The organism is Streptomyces sp. NPDC051172, from assembly GCF_040682555.1.
Taxonomy (GTDB): Bacteria; Actinomycetota; Actinomycetes; order Streptomycetales; family Streptomycetaceae; genus Streptomyces.
Map to the genome: position 1 here is coordinate 153,066 of NZ_JBFBBE010000003.1, position 17,790 is coordinate 170,855.

General features: G+C 70.0%; 18 protein-coding genes and 2 tRNA genes. 10 read left to right on the top strand and 10 right to left on the bottom strand.

All coding sequences use genetic code 11. From position 1 onward, the window contains the following. Nucleotides 1-87 precede the first annotated feature (87 nt). From AB0N07_RS02950 to AB0N07_RS02960, 3 genes are all read right to left on the bottom strand, one after another. Nucleotides 88-1,176 carry an LLM class flavin-dependent oxidoreductase gene (locus AB0N07_RS02950; protein WP_365831423.1) on the bottom strand — a complete coding sequence of 363 codons (1,089 nt, stop codon included), beginning with the start codon at nt 1,174-1,176 and terminating at the stop codon, nt 88-90. Nucleotides 1,177-1,281: 105 nt separating this feature from the next. Continuing rightward, on the bottom strand, nt 1,282-2,013 hold the full coding sequence (locus AB0N07_RS02955; RefSeq protein WP_365831425.1) for a decarboxylase: 732 nt from the start codon (nt 2,011-2,013) through the stop codon (nt 1,282-1,284). Beyond that, nucleotides 2,010-2,807, bottom strand: coding sequence for an aspartate/glutamate racemase family protein (locus AB0N07_RS02960; protein ID WP_365831427.1), 798 nt, complete (start codon nt 2,805-2,807; stop codon nt 2,010-2,012). The genes AB0N07_RS02955 and AB0N07_RS02960 overlap by 4 nt, the downstream gene beginning before the upstream one ends. 151 nt (nt 2,808-2,958) lie before the next feature. On the opposite strand from AB0N07_RS02960, the gene AB0N07_RS02965 reads away from it, so the two are divergent. Continuing rightward, complete coding sequence (locus AB0N07_RS02965; RefSeq protein ID WP_365831429.1) at nt 2,959-3,906, top strand: D-2-hydroxyacid dehydrogenase; 948 nt, start codon at nt 2,959-2,961, stop codon at nt 3,904-3,906. 22 nt (nt 3,907-3,928) lie between these two features. Beyond that, complete coding sequence (locus AB0N07_RS02970) at nt 3,929-5,332, top strand: amidase (protein WP_365831431.1); 1,404 nt, start codon at nt 3,929-3,931, stop codon at nt 5,330-5,332. Here AB0N07_RS02970 and AB0N07_RS02975 read toward each other — a convergent pair. Next, nucleotides 5,313-5,897, bottom strand: coding sequence for a hypothetical protein (locus tag AB0N07_RS02975; protein WP_365831433.1), 585 nt, complete (start codon nt 5,895-5,897; stop codon nt 5,313-5,315). The two genes, AB0N07_RS02970 and AB0N07_RS02975, sit on opposite strands and share 20 nt — an antisense overlap. Before the next feature lie 30 nt (nt 5,898-5,927). Next, on the bottom strand, nt 5,928-6,428 hold the full coding sequence (locus AB0N07_RS02980) for a DUF3830 family protein (protein WP_365831435.1): 501 nt from the start codon (nt 6,426-6,428) through the stop codon (nt 5,928-5,930). Between the two features lie 47 nt (nt 6,429-6,475). Here AB0N07_RS02980 and ehuB point away from each other — a divergent pair, with 47 nt between their 5' ends. From ehuB to AB0N07_RS03010, 6 genes are all read left to right on the top strand, one after another. Continuing rightward, the gene (ehuB, locus tag AB0N07_RS02985; protein WP_365831437.1) at nt 6,476-7,399 is read left to right on the top strand and encodes an ectoine/hydroxyectoine ABC transporter substrate-binding protein EhuB; all 924 of its coding nucleotides are present in this window, start codon (nt 6,476-6,478) and stop codon (nt 7,397-7,399) included. Beyond that, the gene (ehuC, locus tag AB0N07_RS02990; protein ID WP_365831439.1) at nt 7,396-8,118 is read left to right on the top strand and encodes an ectoine/hydroxyectoine ABC transporter permease subunit EhuC; all 723 of its coding nucleotides are present in this window, start codon (nt 7,396-7,398) and stop codon (nt 8,116-8,118) included. The genes ehuB and ehuC overlap by 4 nt, the downstream gene beginning before the upstream one ends. Next, nucleotides 8,115-8,765 carry an ectoine/hydroxyectoine ABC transporter permease subunit EhuD gene (gene ehuD / locus AB0N07_RS02995; RefSeq protein WP_365831441.1) on the top strand — a complete coding sequence of 217 codons (651 nt, stop codon included), beginning with the start codon at nt 8,115-8,117 and terminating at the stop codon, nt 8,763-8,765. Before ehuC ends, ehuD begins: the two co-directional genes overlap by 4 nt. Nucleotides 8,766-8,775: 10 nt before the next feature. Continuing rightward, complete coding sequence (gene ehuA, locus AB0N07_RS03000; protein ID WP_365831443.1) at nt 8,776-9,552, top strand: ectoine/hydroxyectoine ABC transporter ATP-binding protein EhuA; 777 nt, start codon at nt 8,776-8,778, stop codon at nt 9,550-9,552. Between the two features lie 212 nt (nt 9,553-9,764). Then, a complete protein-coding gene (locus AB0N07_RS03005) occupies nt 9,765-10,523 on the top strand; it encodes an IclR family transcriptional regulator C-terminal domain-containing protein (RefSeq protein ID WP_365831445.1) in 759 nt (252 codons plus the stop codon). Between the two features lie 105 nt (nt 10,524-10,628). Then, nucleotides 10,629-10,702, top strand: a tRNA-Lys gene (locus tag AB0N07_RS03010). Between the two features lie 144 nt (nt 10,703-10,846). Here the strand turns inward: AB0N07_RS03010 and AB0N07_RS03015 are convergent. The 5 genes from AB0N07_RS03015 to AB0N07_RS03035 form a co-directional block, all read right to left on the bottom strand. Beyond that, complete coding sequence (locus tag AB0N07_RS03015; RefSeq protein WP_365831447.1) at nt 10,847-12,475, bottom strand: long-chain-fatty-acid--CoA ligase; 1,629 nt, start codon at nt 12,473-12,475, stop codon at nt 10,847-10,849. Between the two features lie 40 nt (nt 12,476-12,515). Next, on the bottom strand, nt 12,516-13,031 hold the full coding sequence (locus AB0N07_RS03020; protein ID WP_365831519.1) for a DUF3592 domain-containing protein: 516 nt from the start codon (nt 13,029-13,031) through the stop codon (nt 12,516-12,518). A gap of 97 nt (nt 13,032-13,128) precedes the next feature. Beyond that, nucleotides 13,129-13,734 (bottom strand): lytic polysaccharide monooxygenase, encoded by a 606-nt coding sequence (locus AB0N07_RS03025; protein ID WP_365831449.1) that lies wholly within the window; start codon nt 13,732-13,734, stop codon nt 13,129-13,131. A gap of 113 nt (nt 13,735-13,847) precedes the next feature. Next, nucleotides 13,848-14,960, bottom strand: coding sequence for an SPFH domain-containing protein (locus AB0N07_RS03030; protein WP_365831451.1), 1,113 nt, complete (start codon nt 14,958-14,960; stop codon nt 13,848-13,850). Nucleotides 14,961-15,066: 106 nt separating this feature from the next. Beyond that, nucleotides 15,067-16,374: a peptidoglycan-binding protein gene (locus AB0N07_RS03035; protein WP_365831453.1), complete on the bottom strand. Its 1,308-nt coding sequence runs from the start codon at nt 16,372-16,374 to the stop codon at nt 15,067-15,069. Between the two features lie 188 nt (nt 16,375-16,562). On the opposite strand from AB0N07_RS03035, the gene AB0N07_RS03040 reads away from it, so the two are divergent. Together AB0N07_RS03040 and AB0N07_RS03045 are read left to right on the top strand one after the other, a co-directional pair. Next, nucleotides 16,563-16,636, top strand: a tRNA-Lys gene (locus tag AB0N07_RS03040). Between the two features lie 371 nt (nt 16,637-17,007). Then, nucleotides 17,008-17,724 carry a FadR/GntR family transcriptional regulator gene (locus tag AB0N07_RS03045; RefSeq protein ID WP_365831455.1) on the top strand — a complete coding sequence of 239 codons (717 nt, stop codon included), beginning with the start codon at nt 17,008-17,010 and terminating at the stop codon, nt 17,722-17,724. Nucleotides 17,725-17,790: the final 66 nt, after the last annotated feature.

A 17,790-nucleotide genomic window follows, 5' to 3' on the forward strand; every position in this document is an offset into this window, starting at 1 on the left:
GTTCCTCCGGGTCGCCGGCCGTCCGACGTTCGGTTCGGGGCGAGTGCGGGTCGGCGGGATCACTCCGTCCCGCAGCCACGCGCGGAATCAGGCGGTCGGCAATCCGTAAGCCTCCGCGATGAGTTCGTACGAGCGCAGCCGTACCTCACCGCTGTGGGCGTTGCCCGTGATCATCAACTCGTCGGCGCCGGTGCGCTTCTGGAGGTCGTCGAGGCCTGCGCGGACCTCGTCCGGGGTGCCGTGGATGACGTTGGCGTTCCAGGAGTCGATGAACTCCCGCTCCATCGGGCTGAATTCGTAGGCCTCGGCCTCCTCGGGGGTCGGGACGAGACCGGGGCGGCCGGTGCGCAGGCGCACCATGTTGAGGGCGGCGGCCAGGACCTGGCGGCGGGCCTCCTTCTCGTCGTCGGCGGCGAGGGCGGAGACGCCGATGAGGGCGTACGGGGCGTCCAGCACCTCACTCGGCCGGAAGGACTCGCGGTACTGGTCCAGCGCCGGGATGGTGTTCTGCGCGGAGAAGTGGTGCGCGAAGGCGAAGGGCAGACCGAGGACACCCGCCAGGCGGGCGCTGAAGCCGGAGGAGCCGAGCAGCCAGATCGGGGGGCGGTGGGGCGACTGGACGCCGCCGGGGGAGGTCGCCTGGATGGGACCGGGGACAGCATGGATACGGCGGTACCGGTGGCCGTCCGGGAAGTCGTCGTCCAGGAAGCGGGTGAGCTCGGCGAGCTGCTCGGGGAAGTCGTCGGCACCCTCGTTGAGACGATCGGTACGGCGCAGGGCGGCGGCGGTCGCGCCGTCCGTACCGGGAGCACGCCCGAGGCCCAGGTCGATGCGACCCGGGGCCATGGCCTCCAGCGTGCCGAACTGCTCGGCGATGACGAGCGGCGCATGGTTGGGCAGCATGACACCGCCGGAGCCGAGACGAATCCGTTCGGTGTGGGCGGCGAGATGGGCGAGGATCACGGCGGGCGACGAGGAGGCGACACCCGGCATCGAGTGGTGCTCGGCCACCCAGTACCGATGGAAGCCCCTCGACTCCGCAAGACGGGACAGGGCGACACTGGTGCGCAGCGCGTCGCTTGCGGTGCGCCCCGCACCGACGGTCACCAGGTCCAGTACGGAGAGTGGCACGGGCGCGCTGCCCCGAGCGGTCCCCCGGATCTCGTCTGCCGTCACTTGTTGCCTCCGTCGGTATCGCCGTGCGCTTGGTCCGTCCGGACCTAACAGGAGGCACTCTCCGCTTTATTCCCCGGGGCCCCGCCACCCGGCGAAGACCAGCCCTCAGACCTGCACGATCGGCTCCCGAGTGAACAACGCACCGAGCATCGGCGCATTCACCCGCCGATCCGCCAACCGCAACGCCTCCCACACGGTGACCTGGTTCGCGGTGAGCACCGGCTTCCCCAGCTCCTTCTCCAGGGCGGGAATGTGCGCCGCCGTATGCAGCGCCGTGTCCGGCAGCAGAAGCGCGTCCGCATCCGGCCGATCAGCCTCGCGGGCCAGCGTCAACACCTCCGCCTCCCCCCACGTCCCGACCTCCGCCGCGGTGATGATCCCGGCACCCCGCACGGACGTCACCTCCGCACCCCCCGCCCGCAGAAACTCCGCGAACAGCCCGGCCACGTCCTCGGGATACGTCGCCCCGACCGCCACCCGCCGCGCCCCGACCTCCTGCAGCGCGTGCACGAAGGCGAAGGACGTCGACGAAGCCGGCATCCCGGCCGCGAGGGCGAGGGCGCGCACCTGCTCGTGCGCGCCCTCCCAGCCATAGACGAAGCTCCCGCTGGTGCAGGCCCACACCACCGACTCGGCGCCCGCCATCCGCAGCTCCTCGACTCCCGCCGCGAGCCGCTCGGCCGAGCCCATCTCCCGCAGCGCGTCCACCCGGTGCGCGTCCTCGCCGATGTCGGTGTGGACGACGTCGAGGCGGACGTTGCTGCCGAGCAGCTGCTCGATGCGTGGGTATTCGTCCTCGGCGGAGTGGCCGGGATAGAGGAATCCGAGTGCCGTCATGACCTGCCTTCCTGCTGCTGTTCGCCGTCCGGGAGCTGTGGCAGTACGGGACCGGAGCGCGCCGCCGGATCGATCAGCGCCTGATACGGCCCCACAGCCCGGGTACCCAGTCGGGACAGCGCAGCCCACATCGTCACCTGGTTGGCCGAGATCACCGGGATGCGCAGTTCGGCCTCCAGTTGCGGGATGACGTCGTACGTCGGGAGGTTGGTGCAGCTGATGAACAGGACGTCGGCCGGCCGTCGTACCGCCTTGTGGGCCATGGCGACCACATCGCGGTACGGGACCTTCCAGATGTGCCGGGTCAGGCCCATGTACGCGCGTCCGGTGACCTTGATGCCGGCCTCGGCGACGTATTCCTCCAGTGCGCGGGTCACCGACACGGTGTACGGGGTCACCAGCGCCACCCGTCGGGCGCCGAGCGCCACCAGGGCCTCAAGGAGGGCGCCCGAGGTGGTGACGGACGGGATCGCACCGGCCCGGGTCATCGCCGCGCACATCGCGCGCTCCCCGGCGATTCCGCCGACGAAGCTGCCGGAGGTGCAGGCGTACGCGACGACCTCCGGCGCGACCGCGTTCAGCGTGCGGACCGCGTCGTCCAGCGTCTCGTGCTCGCTGACCAGCCGGGCCAGATCGAGACTCACCTCGACCGGCACGAACGGCGTCCGCGTCAGATGCAGCGAGACTTCGTCCGGGACCCAGCGCCACAGCTCGCGGTCCAGAGCGAAGTCGAAGGGGGCGACCACACCCACACCCCGTTGGGGAAGTGGTCCACCGAGGAAGGAAACGTTCATGGCACCCATGGCGGCCACCGCCTCACCGTGAGAAACAGCGGAGCAACGGACCCCCCATCGCACCCGTGTTGACGAAGGTAGGTTCGGGTGCGAGCGTGGTCAAACCTCGCATGTCAGACGGCCGCAACCTCCCGTAGAAACGGCTTTCCGCATGACCACCCCGACGCTTCTCGTCCTGGACACCGACCCACTGCCCCGCCTCGGCAGACTCACCGGCCGCGCCCGGATCGAGCACGCGGACGAGTCGACCCTCGCCGAGCGCCTGCCGCACGCTGACGTCCTGCTGGTCTGGGACTTCACATCCCGGGCCGTGCGTTCCGCCTGGCCGGGCGAGGGCCCCCGGCCGCGCTGGGTGCACACGGCGAGCGCCGGCGTGGACCACCTGATGTGTCCGGAACTCGCCGCCTCGGACACGGTGGTCACCAATGCACGCGGCGTCTTCGACCAGCCCATCGCCGAGTACGTCGCCGCGCTCGTCCTGACCATGGCCAAGGATCTGCCGCGGACCTGGGAACTGCAGCGGGAGCGCACCTGGCGACACCGCGAGACGCAGCGGGTCGCGGGCACGCGCGCGTGCGTCGTCGGTTCCGGGCCCATCGGCCGTACGATCGCCCGCACGCTCAAGGCGCTCGACATGACGACGGCGATCGTCGGGCGCACCCCGCACACCGGTATCCACGGCCCGGACGACCTGGACCGGCTGATCGCCCGCGCGGACTGGGTGATCGCGGCCGCCCCGCTGACCGAGCAGACGCACGGCATGTTCGACGCGCGCCGCTTCGGCGTGATGCAGCCCTCCGCACGCTTCATCAACATCGGGCGCGGCGGTCTGGTCGTCGAGGACGCACTCGCCGAGGCGCTGGCCAAGCGGTGGATCGCGGGCGCCGCGCTGGATGTCTTCGAGCACGAACCCCTCACCCCCGAAAGCCCGTTGTGGGAGGCCCCGGGTCTGATCGTGTCCCCGCACATGAGCGGCGACACGGTGGGCTGGCGCGATCAACTCGGCACTCAGTTCGTGGAGTTGTACGAACGCTGGGAGGCGGGCAGACCTCTGCTGAACGTGGTGGACAAGAAGCGCGGATACGTTCCAGGACGCTGAACCGCCGAGCGATGGAGGGCAGATGACGGACCCCGGCCTCGACCTCACCGAGCTGACCGCCGTACGGATCGTCGAGGGCTACCGCAAGGGCGAGTTCAGTCCGGAGGAGGTCACGCGGGCCGCGCTGGAACGGGCCGAGCGGATCCAGCCGGAGGTGAACGCCTTCGTGCGGCTGCTCGCCGAGGAGGCTCTCGCGCAGGCCCGGGAGTCGACACAGCGATGGCGGCGCGGTGAGCCGAAGGGGCTGGTGGACGGGGTCCCGACGACGGTCAAGGACATCATCCTGCTGCGGGGCGCTCCCACCCTCAAGGGCTCCAAGACGATCTCTCAGCAGGGCAGTTGGGACGAGGACGCCCCGTCCGTCGCCCGCCTGCGCGAGCACGGTGCCGTGTTCATCGGCAAGACGACGACCCCGGAGTTCGGCTGGAAGGGCGTCACGGACTCGCCGCGGTCCGGGGTGACCCGCAATCCGTACGACCCGACCCGCACCGCGGGCGGCTCCAGCGGTGGCGCGGCGGCGGCCGTGGCGCTGGGCGCGGGCCCCCTCGCGCTGGGCACGGACGGCGGCGGAAGCGTCCGTATCCCGGCCGCCTTCTGCGGCATCTTCGCCCTGAAGCCGACGTACGGCCGGGTGCCGCTCTACCCGGCGAGCGCCTTCGGCACCCTGGCCCATGTCGGCCCGATGACCCGGGACGCGGCGGACGCGGCGCTGCTCCTGGACGTGATCGGGGCGCCGGACCACCGCGACTGGTCGGCGCTGGCCGCCGCTGCGGACTCCTTCGTCGCCGGACTGTCCGGCGGGGTGAAGGGCCTGCGGATCGCCTACTCGCCGTCTTTCGGCGGCCAGGTGGCGGTGCAGCCCGCGGTGGCGGCCGCGGTACGACGGGCGGTGGAACGGCTGGCGGAACTCGGCGCGTACGTCACGGAGACCGACCCCGACCTCACCGACCCGGTGGACGCCTTCCACGCCCTGTGGTTCTCCGGGGCGGCCCGGGTGACCCAGCAACTGGGCTCTGAGCAGCGCAAGTTGCTCGACCCGGGCCTGCGGGAGATCTGCGCGACCGGCGCCCGCCTCTCCGCGCTCGACTACCTCGCCGCGGTCGACGTCCGTATGGAACTCGGCCGCCGCATGGGCCGCTTCCACGAGTCCTACGACCTCCTCGTCACCCCGACGCTGCCGATCACGGCGTTCGAGGCGGGCGCCGAGGTGCCGAAGGGCTCCGGGCACCGGCGCTGGACGGGGTGGACCCCGTTCACGTACCCCTTCAACATGACCCAGCAGCCGGCGGCGACCGTCCCGGTCGGAACCGACGGTGACGGCCTGCCGATCGGCCTGCAACTGGTCGCGGCACGCCACCGGGACGGCCTGGTACTGCGGGCGGCGCATGCGATGTACGAAGCGGGGATCACGCCCCCGGCCGCCTGACCGGCCCTCCGGTGTCGATCACGTCGACCGGCGTGCCCTGCAGCCGGTCGACGTAGGCCAGGAGTCTTTCGTTCAGCTCTGCCCTTGAGCTGAAGAGGCTCTCTCGCCAACCGTGCCACCGGTCACGCGGCAGCTCATCGGCGCGCAGCGTGCGACCGTCCCTGTCGGTGATCCCGCTGGTGAGCGTGCGCAGTACGCCCGTCACCTGGTCGAAGGCGCCGAACTGCTGTGATCCGATCCAGAGGCCGCCGCCCAGAAGCTCGTCGGAAGCCGCTCTCGCCTCCTTCTTCATGGCTTTGGACTCCGAGGAGAACCGCTCCGCGTCCACGGAGCGGCCGGCTTCCAGGTCGGCGAGGACGTTGTTCAAAAAGTCGTGCCAGTCGCGCATCGCCGTACGGACCCGGGCGACCCGCTGCAGCTGGATCCGGATCTCCTCACGACCCGCCCGGTCCCTGTCGTGCCGAGCTGCCTGCCGCTGATGGGCCAACGGCCCGAGGAACATGGAGAGAGCCGAGATCAGAGCTCCGACGACACCACCGAGCAGGCCGGCGATCGTGTTCGACATGGCCCAAGTCTGCACGAGGACCGGCTGTTTCTATCCCGTGTGCCGCCGGAAGCTGAGCGTCTCCCCCGCCGCCCCGCTCCGCCACAGGTCGTTGCACCCCTCGGCCATCTCCGCGAGGCCCTCGACGACCTGGCCCCAGACGATGCCGGGCACCCAGCCCACGTCGGCGTTGAGGAGCAGGTTGTTGCGTTCGTAGAAGAGGGCGAGGTCGACAACGGTCGTGCCGGCGCGGACCTCGCGGTCGTAGCCGTATGCCTTGGTGCCGAGTTCCGTGCCGGCGAAGGAGAAATAGCAGAGATCTCCGGGAATCGGGGTGACTGTCGGATTTTCCAGGGGTGGCTCGGTTGTCGCGAAGGGTGGGAAGAGGGCGTAGATCTCGTTGCGGGCGTATTTCGCGTGATAGACGTCGCTGCCCAGGGGAAGGGCGTCCCACACGGCCGCGCAGGTGAGCGGGGCGCGGTCGTCCAGCAGTTTTGCCGTGCAGGTGATTCCGCGCTTGACCAGCGAGACTTCGATGTAGCGGTCAGCCATACATCCCATGGTGCATACATCGCATGCTCTCGGGTAGCCGCGCCGCCATGGCTCCACCAATTGGGAACGAGAACGACAGAGAAACGCCCGGGACCACACGCCGGTCGCTGCTCGCGGGGGTGGCGGCGCTCGGTGCGCTGGGGGCCGCGGGCTGCAGTCGCGTGGCGACGGCCTCGACGACGGAAGGCGGGGATCTGCTCGACCGGCTGAAAGCGGCAGGTGTCGTACGGCTGGGCATCGCGGGTGAGATCCCCTTCGGGTACATCGACAAGAACGGCGAACTGACCGGCGAGGCGCCGGAATTGGCCAAGGTCATCTTCAAACGGCTGGGCGTGGACAAGGTGCAGCCCGTGCCGACCGAGTTCGGCTCGCTGATTCCGGGGCTCAACTCGCAGCAGTTCGATGTCGTGGCGGCCGGGATGTACGTCAATCCCGAGCGCTGCCAGCAGGTCATCTTCGCCGACCCGGACTATCAGATGCTCGATTCCTTCATCGTGCGGAAGGGGAACCCGAAGGGGCTGCACGACTACAAGGACATCGTCGCGAAGAAGGCCAAGTTCGCCACCGGGACCGGATATGCGGAGATCCAGTACGCCGTCGAGGCGGGGTACAAGGAGAGCGACATCCTGATCGTGCCGGACCAGGTCGCGGGGCTGAACGCCGTCGAGGCCGGGCGCGTCGACGTGTTCGCCGGTACGGCCCTGACGACCCGGGAGGTCGTCAAGAAGTCCGCCAAGGCCGAGGCGACCAAGGCCTTCGCACCCCTCGTCAAGGGCAAGCCCCATGTGGACGGCGGAGCCTTCGCCTTCCGGCCGACCGAGACCAGGTTGCGCGACGCCTTCAACGTCGAGCTGCGAAAGCTGAAGAAGAGCGGCGAACTCTTCCGCATCCTGCGGCCGTTCGGCTTCACCAAGGCCGAGATGACCGATCTGACCGCCAAGGAGCTGTGCGGCGGAGGGACGAGCGGATGACCTCGGGACTCTGGGAACTCGTACTCCACGGAATCTGGATCACCGTCCAGCTGCTGGTCCTGAGCGGACTGGTGGCCGCGGCGGTCGCCTTCGGGGTCGGCATGGCCCGCACCCACCGGCTGTGGATCGTCCGCTTCCTCGCGGGCTTCTACACCGAGGTGTTCCGCGGGACCTCCGCCCTGATCATGATCTTCTGGGTGTTCTTCGTGCTGCCGGTCGCCTTCGGCTGGCAACTGGTCCCGCTGTGGGCCGGCACGCTCGCCCTCGGACTGACCTACGGTGCGTACGGCGCCGAGATCGTGCGCGGTGCGCTGAACGCCGTCGACCCGGCGCAGCGCGAGGGTGGTGTCGCGCTCAGCTTCACGCCCTGGCAGCGGATGCGGCTGATTCTGCTGCCGCAGGCGGTGCCGGAGATGATCCCGCCGTTCTCCAACCTGCTGATCGAGCTGCTCAAGGGCACCGCGCTGGTGTCCGTCACGGGCATGGGCGACCTGGCGTTCAGCGCCAACCTGGTGCGCCTGGCACTGCAGCAGAGCGCGGAGATCTACACATACGTCCTGCTGATCTATTTCGTCATCGCGTTCCTGCTCACCCGGGGGATGCGGGGGCTGGAGCGCAAGCTCAAGACAGGGCTGGGCAAGCCGGTCGGGCGCTCGGCCGAGCAGGAGCTGCGTCGTCCTGAGACGACCGGCGTGGGCGCGGGAGGTTCGCTCGGATGAAATGGGACTGGAGCGCTGTCGCCGACTTCATGCCGAAGTTCTGGGACGGACTGCTGGTCACCCTGCAGATCCTGGTTCTCGGCTCGCTGATCTCGTTCGCGCTCGGGCTGGTGTGGGCGCTGCTGATGCGCACCCCGACGCGCTTTGTGCGCTGGCCGGTCGGGGTGGTCACGGAGTTCGTCCGCAACACTCCGCTGCTGGTGCAGCTGTTCTTCTTCTTCTACGTGCTGCCCGAGTGGGGCGTGACGTTCTCGGCACTGACCACGGGCGTCTGCGCGATCGGGCTGCACTACTCGACGTACACGATGCAGGTCTACCGGGCCGGTATCGAGGCGGTGCCCGCCGGCCAGTGGGAGGCGGCCGTCGCGCTGAACCTGCCGGTGCGGCACACCTGGACCGCGGTGATCCTGCCGCAGGCCATCCGCCGGGTCGTCCCGGCCCTCGGCAACTACGTCATCGCGATGCTCAAGGACACACCGATCCTGATGACGATCACCGTCATGGAGATGCTGGGCCAGGCGCGCCTGTTCTCGCAGCAGCACTTCCAGTTCACCGAGCCCCTGACGGTCATCGGTGTGGCCTTCATCTTCATCGCCTATCCGGCCTCCCTTCTCGTACGAGCCCTGGAGCGACGCCTTGTCCGCTGACACCCCTCTGATGAAAGAACCCGACGCGAGCGCCAACCCGCCGGTGGACGGCAGCGAACTGATCCGCTTCGACCACGTGACCAAGCGGTTCGGGTCGAACACGGTCCTCGACCGGCTCGACTTCTCCGTGAACTCCGGCAAGCACGTCACACTGATCGGCCCGTCCGGCTCCGGCAAGACGACGATCCTGCGGCTGCTGATGACGCTGACCAAGCCGGAGGAGGGCACGATCACCGTCGACGGCGAGCAGCTCTTCCCGGCCTCCGAGAAGCAGATCCGTGAGATCCGCAAGAAGATCGGGATGGTGTTCCAGCAGTTCAACCTGTTCCCGAACATGTCGGTGCTGCGCAACATCACCGAGGCCCCGGTCACCGTCCTCGGCCTGCCCAAGGACGAGGCGGAGACGCGCGCCCTCGAACTGCTGGAGTTGGTGGGCCTCGCCGACAAGGCAGGCTCCCGCCCCACCCAGCTCTCCGGCGGCCAGCAGCAGCGGGTGGCGATCGCCCGGGCGCTGGCGATGCGGCCGCAGGTGCTGCTCCTGGACGAGGTGACCTCGGCGCTGGACCCGGAGCTGGTCGCGGGCGTGCTCGACGTGCTGCGGGACATCGCCCGCACCACCGACATCACCATGCTCTGTGTGACCCACGAGATGAACTTCGCAAGGGACATCTCGGACCAGGTGCTGATGTTCGACTCCGGCCGGGTCATCGAATCCGGCCCGCCGGAGAAGATCTTCAGCGATCCCGAGAAGGACCGGACCCGGGAATTTCTCAGTGCGGTGCTCTGACGTCAGGTGTTGAACGTCGGTCAATCTGCGAGGTCCCGGCGCCGGGTCATGGCAACGGCATATGCCAGAGTGCCTGCGCCCCTGCTGAGAGCCGTGCGCCGGGGTCTTAATCTCGTCAACAGCCGCTCACAACAAGCCGCTTGACGGTTATCGTGGAAGAGATTCGCTGTCCGCAATACGGCCCAGTTGTAGAGCGAGCCAGGGGGACCACCGTGGCGCTGAAGCACGAGCCGACCGCGCCGTACCACTCGGCTCAGGACGCCCTACGCGTCCTGGAGACCGTGGCACGGCACACCACCGGAGTCACCGACACCGAGCTCGCCAGGCTGACCGGCCTCACCCCGGAACGGCTGACCACGCTCCTGAGGATGCTGCGCCGTGAGGGCTACGTCGAGCAGATCGCCGACGGCGCCTACGTCACGGGCGACGCGCTCACCCGCCTCGGCTCCGCACAGGGGCGCGAGCAGGCACTGCGCGAGAAGCTCCAGCGCACTCTGGACCGGCTGCGCGACTCGGTGGGCGCGGCCGTGTACCTGAGCCGGTACGTGGACGGCGAGGTCAAGATCGCCCAGTACGCCGACGGCCCGACCACCCCGGTGGTCAACGAGTGGGTCGACTTCCGCTACTCGGCCCACGCCACCGCGATCGGCAAGAGCCTCCTCGGCCAGCTGGACCACAACAGCCGGCGCGACCACCTCTCCCGCCACAAGCTGGCCCGCCTCACCTCGCGCACGATCACCAGCGACCGGCTCCTGCTCTCCCGTCTGGAGTCCCAGCCGCCCACCGTGCCCCATCTGGACCTCCAGGAGTACGCGGTCGGCACGGTCTGCGCGGCCGTCCCGATCAGCGCCGGCTCCTCGGTCGGCTGCCTGGCCCTCTCCCTCCCCGTCGAGGACGCCCACCGACTCCGCCAGGCAGCGGACACCCTGAACCGGAACGCGGCGCCCGTACTGCTGTCCCTGGCGATCTAGTCCGACTTCGCAGGGTGGTCCGGAGCACCCCTCCGGACCAGGTACTATTTTCTTCGTCGCCACCCGCGGGACACGGAAACGTAAATCGCGGTCGGCGTGAGTCATGCGCCGCTAGCTCAGTTGGTTAGAGCAGCTGACTCTTAATCAGCGGGTCCGGGGTTCGAGTCCCTGGCGGCGCACGATGGCGATGGCGAGGCGTGTTCGCGGAAAGCGCGAACCACCTCGCCATCGTTGTTCCTGTGCGGCTTCGCCGCGCGTTGTGGGGGCTTCGCCACCCACACCCCCCTTCCACCGGCGGCTGCCGCGGCCGCAGAGTGAAGAAGTCAGCCCCGGGGAGATCCTTCGGCGGCTTCCCGGTCGTTCCTGGTCAGCCTTCGGTAGGTGGGCGTCTGCTCGGTCGGCGGTCGCCACCACACCGGGTCGGTGCATCGCAGCCCCTCCCTCCTGAGCCGGGACCGGTGGATCTTGTTCGTGGCCGTGACCGGCATCCGGTCCACGACCCGCACGAACCGGGGTGCCATCTTCGTCCCGAGGTCGGGCTGGGCGGCCAGGAAGTCGGCGAAACCCGCCGGGTCGAAGCTGCCGGCGATCGTCGCCATCACCTGGTCCCCGGTCACCGGATCGGGCACGGCGTACACGGCGACGGCGTCGGCACCCTCGTACCGGGCGAGGATGTTCTCGATCATCGCGGCGGCCAGGTTCTCGCTGTCGACGCGGAGGCGGTCGTCGGTGCGGCCGGCGAAGTAGAGGTAGCCGGCGGCGTCCCGGTAGAAGAGGTCGCCGGTCCAGTACCAGCCGTCGTGGAGCCGCTCGGCCTCCGCCGCGGGGTTGCGCCAGTACCCCTCGAAGGGGTTCGGCCCCTGGTTCACCAGCTCCCCTATGGCCTCGTCCCCGTTGAGCAGCCGCCCGGCCGCGTCGCACACGGCGGGCGGGCACTCCTTGCGCGTCTCCGGATCGAGTACGACGAGCCCGGGCGCCGGCCGCCCGACCGCACCCGGCGGCGTCCCCGGCGACCACTGCACGGCCGCCCCGCCCTCCGACGACCCGTACCCCTCCACCAACCGCACTCCGAACCGCCGCTCGAAGGCCACCGCGTCCACCGCCCCCGCCTCCGTGCCGAAGCCGAGCCGCAGCGGATTGTCCCGGTCGTCCTCGCGCTCCTCGGTGGCCAGGATGTACTGCACGGCACGCCCCACATACGTGAAGTACGTCGCCCCGTACCTCCGTACGTCCGCCAGGAACCGCGACGCCGAAAAACGCCGACGCAGCGCCACACCCGCACCGGCCGCCAGCGCGGGCGCCCAGTCGGCGATCACCGCGTTGCCGTGGAACATCGGCATGCAGATGTAGTGCACGTCGTCGGGGCGCACCCCGAACTGGCCGACCAGCGAGGCTCCCGCGGCGGCCAGTCGCCCCTGGGTGCAGATCGCGGCCTTCGGGGCCCCGGTCGAGCCAGAGGTGAAGTAGAGGAGGAAGCGGTCGTCGGGGGTGGCCCGGGAGGCGTCCGGTCCGGCGTTCGTATACGAAGCGAGCAGATTGTCGTACTCCTCGCCGTCGGTCGGCAGCAGGCGTACGCCGGGGAGTTCCAAGCCGTCCAGGAGCGGGAGGTGGGTGCGCTCGGTGAGCACGATCCGGCATTCGGTGTGCAGGATGTCGCGGGCCAGCTCCGGGCCCCGGCGGGTGGGATTGATCCCGGCGACAGCCGCTCCCGCGAGCGCTGCCGCGCCCAGCCACAGCGGGTACTCAGGGGTGTTGTCGAGCAGCACACCCACATGCGGCTCGGCGCCCGGCGGCAGCAGATCGGCCAGCAGGGCCGCCCGGGCGGCGGCACCGGCGGCCACCTCGTGGTGGGTGAGCACGCGTTCCTCGCACCACAGCCCGGGCCGGTGGTCGCCCCACCGCTCGGCTACGAGCTCCGCGACCGTACGCCTGGTGGATCGCCTGGACTCCATGGAGGCGCACGGTAGTTGATGGGCCGTCAGATGTGGAGGGTCACGGGGTCATCGTGACGCCGTCCACGACGACGGTGTTGGTGGTGTCGTCCACGCCTTCGCCGGGACTGAAGACGTCCGAGATCAGGCTGAACCCGACCATGAAGGCGATGCAGAAGGCGATGAACACGCCGAAGAAGGCCAGCAGGCAGCCCTGCTCGGCCACGAGCCGGCCGGGCTGGGGCGGCTTCGCCGTGGCCCACTCCGGGTGCTCGGCCGGATACCGCACCGTGACGATGTCGCCGGTGACGATCGTCCGCGGCCCGCTGCTCTCCTCGAACCGGACCGGGCGGCCCTCGCGGGTGGTGAACTCGTAGACGTGGTGCAGCGTCGTGCTCACGGAGCTGTCGCCGCCGCCCCCGCTGGTCGTGGTGTACGTGTTCAGGCAGCGCGCCTCGGCGGTGAGCCCGCTGTTCCATGCGCTGCGGATGCGCCGGGCGCGGCCCAGCAGGCGGATCAGGCCGGCGAGCGCGAGGGCGATCATGAGGCTGGGCACGACGTAGAACAGAGCATCCATAGCGGCCATGAGGTCCCCCGAGGTCGTACGCCGGCCCCGTTCGGTCGGCGTGGGAGGAACCTACCCACGCCGACCTGGCCATTGGCTCAAGGAACCCTCAGAACGTGACGTCCGAGCAGGCGTAGAACGCGTTGCCCGTGTCCGCGATCGTCCATACGGCGACGATGACGTGGTGGCCGCTCAGTCCGGACGGCAGTGTGCCGCTGTGGGAGAGGGTGGCCGGGGGACGCTGCCCGTTGTAGGGCACCGTCAGGAACGGTGTCGTGTTGAGGTCGGAGCGGGCCAGGTTGTGGTTCTGGTTCCAGCCCTGCCTGGTGACGTAGTACTTGAAGTCGGTGGTGGCGTGCACGGCGGTGAACTGCCAGCGGAAGGTGTAGCTCTGCCCGCCCGTCACCCTGGTGGTGGGCCAGGCGCCGCCCGAGGGGGTCTTCGGGCTGTCGAGCTGCGAGAAGCGGGAGTTGCCGCCGGAGCAGATGGCGCCGTCGGCCGGTCCGGTGGCGGGGAAGCCCTTGGGGCCCTCGACGCTCTGCGGCTCGTACTGGATCTCGCCGCAGTTGGTCACGGTGCCGTTCTGGCAGAGCTTCTGCCTGCTGACGGGGAGGTCGGTGTAGCCGTGGCCGCTCGCGCCTCCGGCGGAGAGCACGAATGCTCCCGCCGTGGTGAGTCCGAGCGCGGCGGCGTACCACTTGGTCTTCTTGCGCATGCTGCCGCTCCTGAAGAACGTGGGGGAAGTTCCATGAGGCGTGCAGGTCTAGACCAAGTCCCAGATTATTGCCGATTGTTGGTCGTGTCCATGCACACGACATGGCCGCGCCGTCACGGGCCCGGTTCTGTGCGCCCCGCGCAGAACGCCACCGTCAAGTCCTTGACCAGCGCCTTGCGTTCGTAGTCGTCCAGTTCCACCAGGCCCCGCACGGTCAGCCGCGTCACGGTGTCCTCCACCGAGTCGACGACCGAGGTGAGCACGGTCGCGCGGTGCTCTGCGTCCAGGGCGGCGATACGGCGGCGCTGCATCGCGGCGGCCACCTCGGGGGCGTACTCGACGCGGACCGGCTGCACCGAGAACACCTCGAGCCCGACCGGCGCGGCGTCCGCCGCCGTCAGCCGGGTCAGCGCCTCCGCGACGGCCTCCACCGAGCCCTTCGACGCACCGGGCGCCTCCACCGCGACCCGCGCGAGGGCCGCCTCCACGCACTCGCGCAGATAGGTCTCGTGGTCCTCGATGCCCAGCACGGCCCGTGCGGTGTCCCGCACCCGCCACACCACCAGCACGACGACCCGCAGCGCGACCCCGTTGCCGTCGGCCGCGGGCATCTCCTCGCTGCGCCAGTGCCGCAGCCGCACGTCGACCCGGCGGCGCAGGTGCAGCGGGTTGACCCACATCAGGCCGGTGCGCCGGACGGTGCCCCGGTAGCGGCCGTACAGCCCCAGCACCCAGGCCCGTCCGGTCCGGCCGCGCGCGAGGCCGCCGAAGCCGAAGAAGCCCAGCGCCGTGGCGCCCGCGTAGGCCGCCCACTGCGCGGGGCCGAGTCCGGCGCCCGGGCCCGCCGGCAGCCGTAGCGCCGTCACCGCGAGGGACGGCAGCACGCCGGCCCACCACGTGGTCGCCACGCATCCGGCCGCCCCGCAGGCCCCGGCGAGGACGCCGGCCGTCGCGGGCAGCACCCTGGCGGGCCGCTCGGCCAGGTCGGGGTCGACCTCGGGCACGGACCGCGGCTTCGCCGCAGTCGGGCGCCGGAACCGCGGCTGTTCACCCGTTCCCTGCCGACGGCCGACCACCGTCGGCCTGAGCGGCACGGACACCGGGGCCGCTTCGTCGCGGAACAACAGATGGACGGGGATCTCGGTGGTCGCCTCGTTCTGGATGAGGCGGCCGGGTCTGCCCGGCCCCTCCGACTCGGGCGTCTGTGAAGTGGTCGTCGTACTCATGCGTGCCTCCAGCCTCCGCGCCAGATGCGTCACAACAGATGCGTCACAACAGATGGGTCAAGCCAAACCGCTCGGAATAAGGCAAAGCGGGCATTGCCGGATGCGCTCAGGAGAAGAGCCGCCGCCAGGTCTCCGGGCCCGGGACCCCGTCCGCCGCGCCGCCCCGCCAGCCCTGGGAGCGCTGGAAGTCCTCGACGTTGCGCCGGTCCTCCTCGTCCCAGTCCGGCCCCGGATCGGCCGTGTAGTACTTGTCGAACCCCTTCTTCACCAGTTGCTCCCCCAGCTGGGTGACGTACGGGTTGGAGGCGCCGGGGCGGAACATCGCCCGTCCCGGATAGCCCGGCACCCCATGGGACGAGGGCACCTGCGGATCCTGCGCGTCGACCGGAGCGATGTCCTTGCCCTTGCCCGACACCAGCAGGTCCCAGGTCTGCGGCCCCGGCAGGCCGCGCACCTCCGCGCCGTTCCAGCCCTGGGCCAGCTGGAACGCCCCGGTGGCCCGGCGGTCCGCGTCCGACCAGCGCGGGCCGGGACCCCTTGCGTAGTACTGCCCGGCACCGCGCGCGACGAGCATCTGCCCGAGCTGGGTCACGTACTTGTTGTTCGCGCCTGGGCCGAAGTACGCGTCTCCCGGGTACGGCGCCGCGAGGCCCGGCGGATTCGCCGGCTTGTCCGGACCGGCCGGCGGGTCCTCCTTGAGCCCCTTGTAGCGGTAGGGGACGTAGCGGTTCGACTGGTGCCAGTAGGCGTACGGGGTCTCCTTCCGGCGGGCCTGCGGGGGCCGCTGCTCGTAGGCGAGGTACGAGGTGTGCGTGTAGTCCTTCCAGCCGCCGAAGATGACGACGTGAGAGCCCCTCTCCGGGTTCTGCGGATTGTGGAACAGCAGAATGTCGCCGGGCTGCAGTTCATCCTTGGTGACGCGCTCCCCGAACTTGCCCAGGGTGCCCGTCCATTCGTTTCCGGGCAGCCCCCAGGCCATCGAGACATAACCCGAACAGTCCTGTCGGTATCCGTCGGACCAGTAGGCCTCCATGCTGTACGGCACCTTCGCGTCGATCCATTTCTTGGCCCGGGTGATGATGTCCGCGCGGGTGGTCCGGGGCGCCTTGACGTCACCCGCGGGCTCGACGGGCGGGCCGCCCCTGCCGTGCAGCGGGGCCCGGTGCCCCTGTGGGGTGGCCACCTCGCTGCCTGCGGAAACGCCCGGTCCGGGCGGTACCTGCGGGGCGGCGAGCGCCGGTGCCACGTGCCCTGCGCCGAGGGCCGCGGACGCGGCGGCCGCCACGATCACGGCGCGGCGGGCCACCAGGTGCCGTACCGCCCGCGAATACGGCAGAACACTCCGCCAGTGCGCACATCCCGGGCAGTCGCAGTCGTTCGCCGGATCGAATTCCTCGAATACCGGAGTCGCCATGCGATTCCCCTCACACTCCAGATGAAAATGACCGGGCCTGTCCACGGTGATCAGTTTCCCAACCCTCTTCCCGACGCGCATGTTGACGGTCCGAATGATGTACAAGCGCCGCCCGTGACCCGGCGGGGCCGCCGGGACGGGTGGTCCGGAGCACCCCCGACCGTCCGGTAGAGTTACGACGTCAGCAGGCGCCGCTAGCTCAGTTGGTTAGAGCAGCTGACTCTTAATCAGCGGGTCCGGGGTTCGAGTCCCTGGCGGCGCACAGACAGCGAAGGCCCTCCGCGCAAGCGGGGGGCCTTCGCCATTCGGGCGGGCCGCACTCCAGCACGCCGGATTCCTCCCGGCACCACAGCGACGGCTGGGGGTCCGGGGGTCACCCCCCGGAAGATGCAGCATCAGCGGGTCCGGGGTTCGAGTCCCTGGCGGCGCACAGACAGCAGAGGCCCTCCGCGCAAGCGGGGGGCCTTCGCCATTCGGGCGGGCCGCAGCCATGACCGCCGGAGGGCAGGTCCTGAAGGGGCGCGGGGCTGTGTCGATATGCGGCTCCGCCGCTTGGGCGCGACCAGCCACGACGGCGCCGCAGACGTTCGGCGGCCCAGTCCCGCGCACCCGGCGGAGCGCTACTCTCTGGCCATGGCAGCGCGTGACCTCCAGGAGCGGATCAAGAAGCTGATCATCGACCGCAGGCTGCCCTCCGGGGCCCCGCTGCCGACCGAGCCCGAGCTGATGGAGTTCCTCGGCGCGAGCCGGAACTCGGTGCGCGAGGCGCTGAAGGCGCTGCAGGCGATGGGCATCGTGGAGATCCGGCACGGCTTCGGCACGTATGTCGGCCCGATGTCGCTGGCCCCGATGATCGAGGGCCTCGCCTTCCGCACGGTCGCCGGGCACTACCGCGGAGAGGACTCCCTGCTCCAGTTGCTGGAACTGCGCGAGGCGGTGGAGACGGGGCTCGTCTCCCGGCTCGCCGGACGCATCCCGGAGCCGGACCTCATTGAACTCGACGCCCTCGTGAACCGCATGGAGCACCAGGCCGCGCAAGGAGGCGCCGGCCTCGCGGACACCGACCGCGCCTTTCACGCCACCCTGTACCGAGGGCTGGACAACGTGCTCCTCGGCGAGGTCCTGGAAGCGTTCTGGGACGCCTTCCACCGCGTACAGACGGATCTGGGCGGCGCGCCCCAGGACCCGAAGGTGACCTGCAGACAGCACCGGGACATCCTCGACGCGGTGCGTTCGGGCGACTCGGTACGGGCGGAGAAGGCCATAAGAGAGCACTTCGGCAACATCCGCGCCCGGCTGTCCACAACTGGTCCACAGGACCCCCACGCACGCCACAATGAACGCGTATGACCGGTAAACACCGCGTTTCGCATCTTGCGATCATGATGAACGCCGTAGAACCCTGTTTTCCAAGAT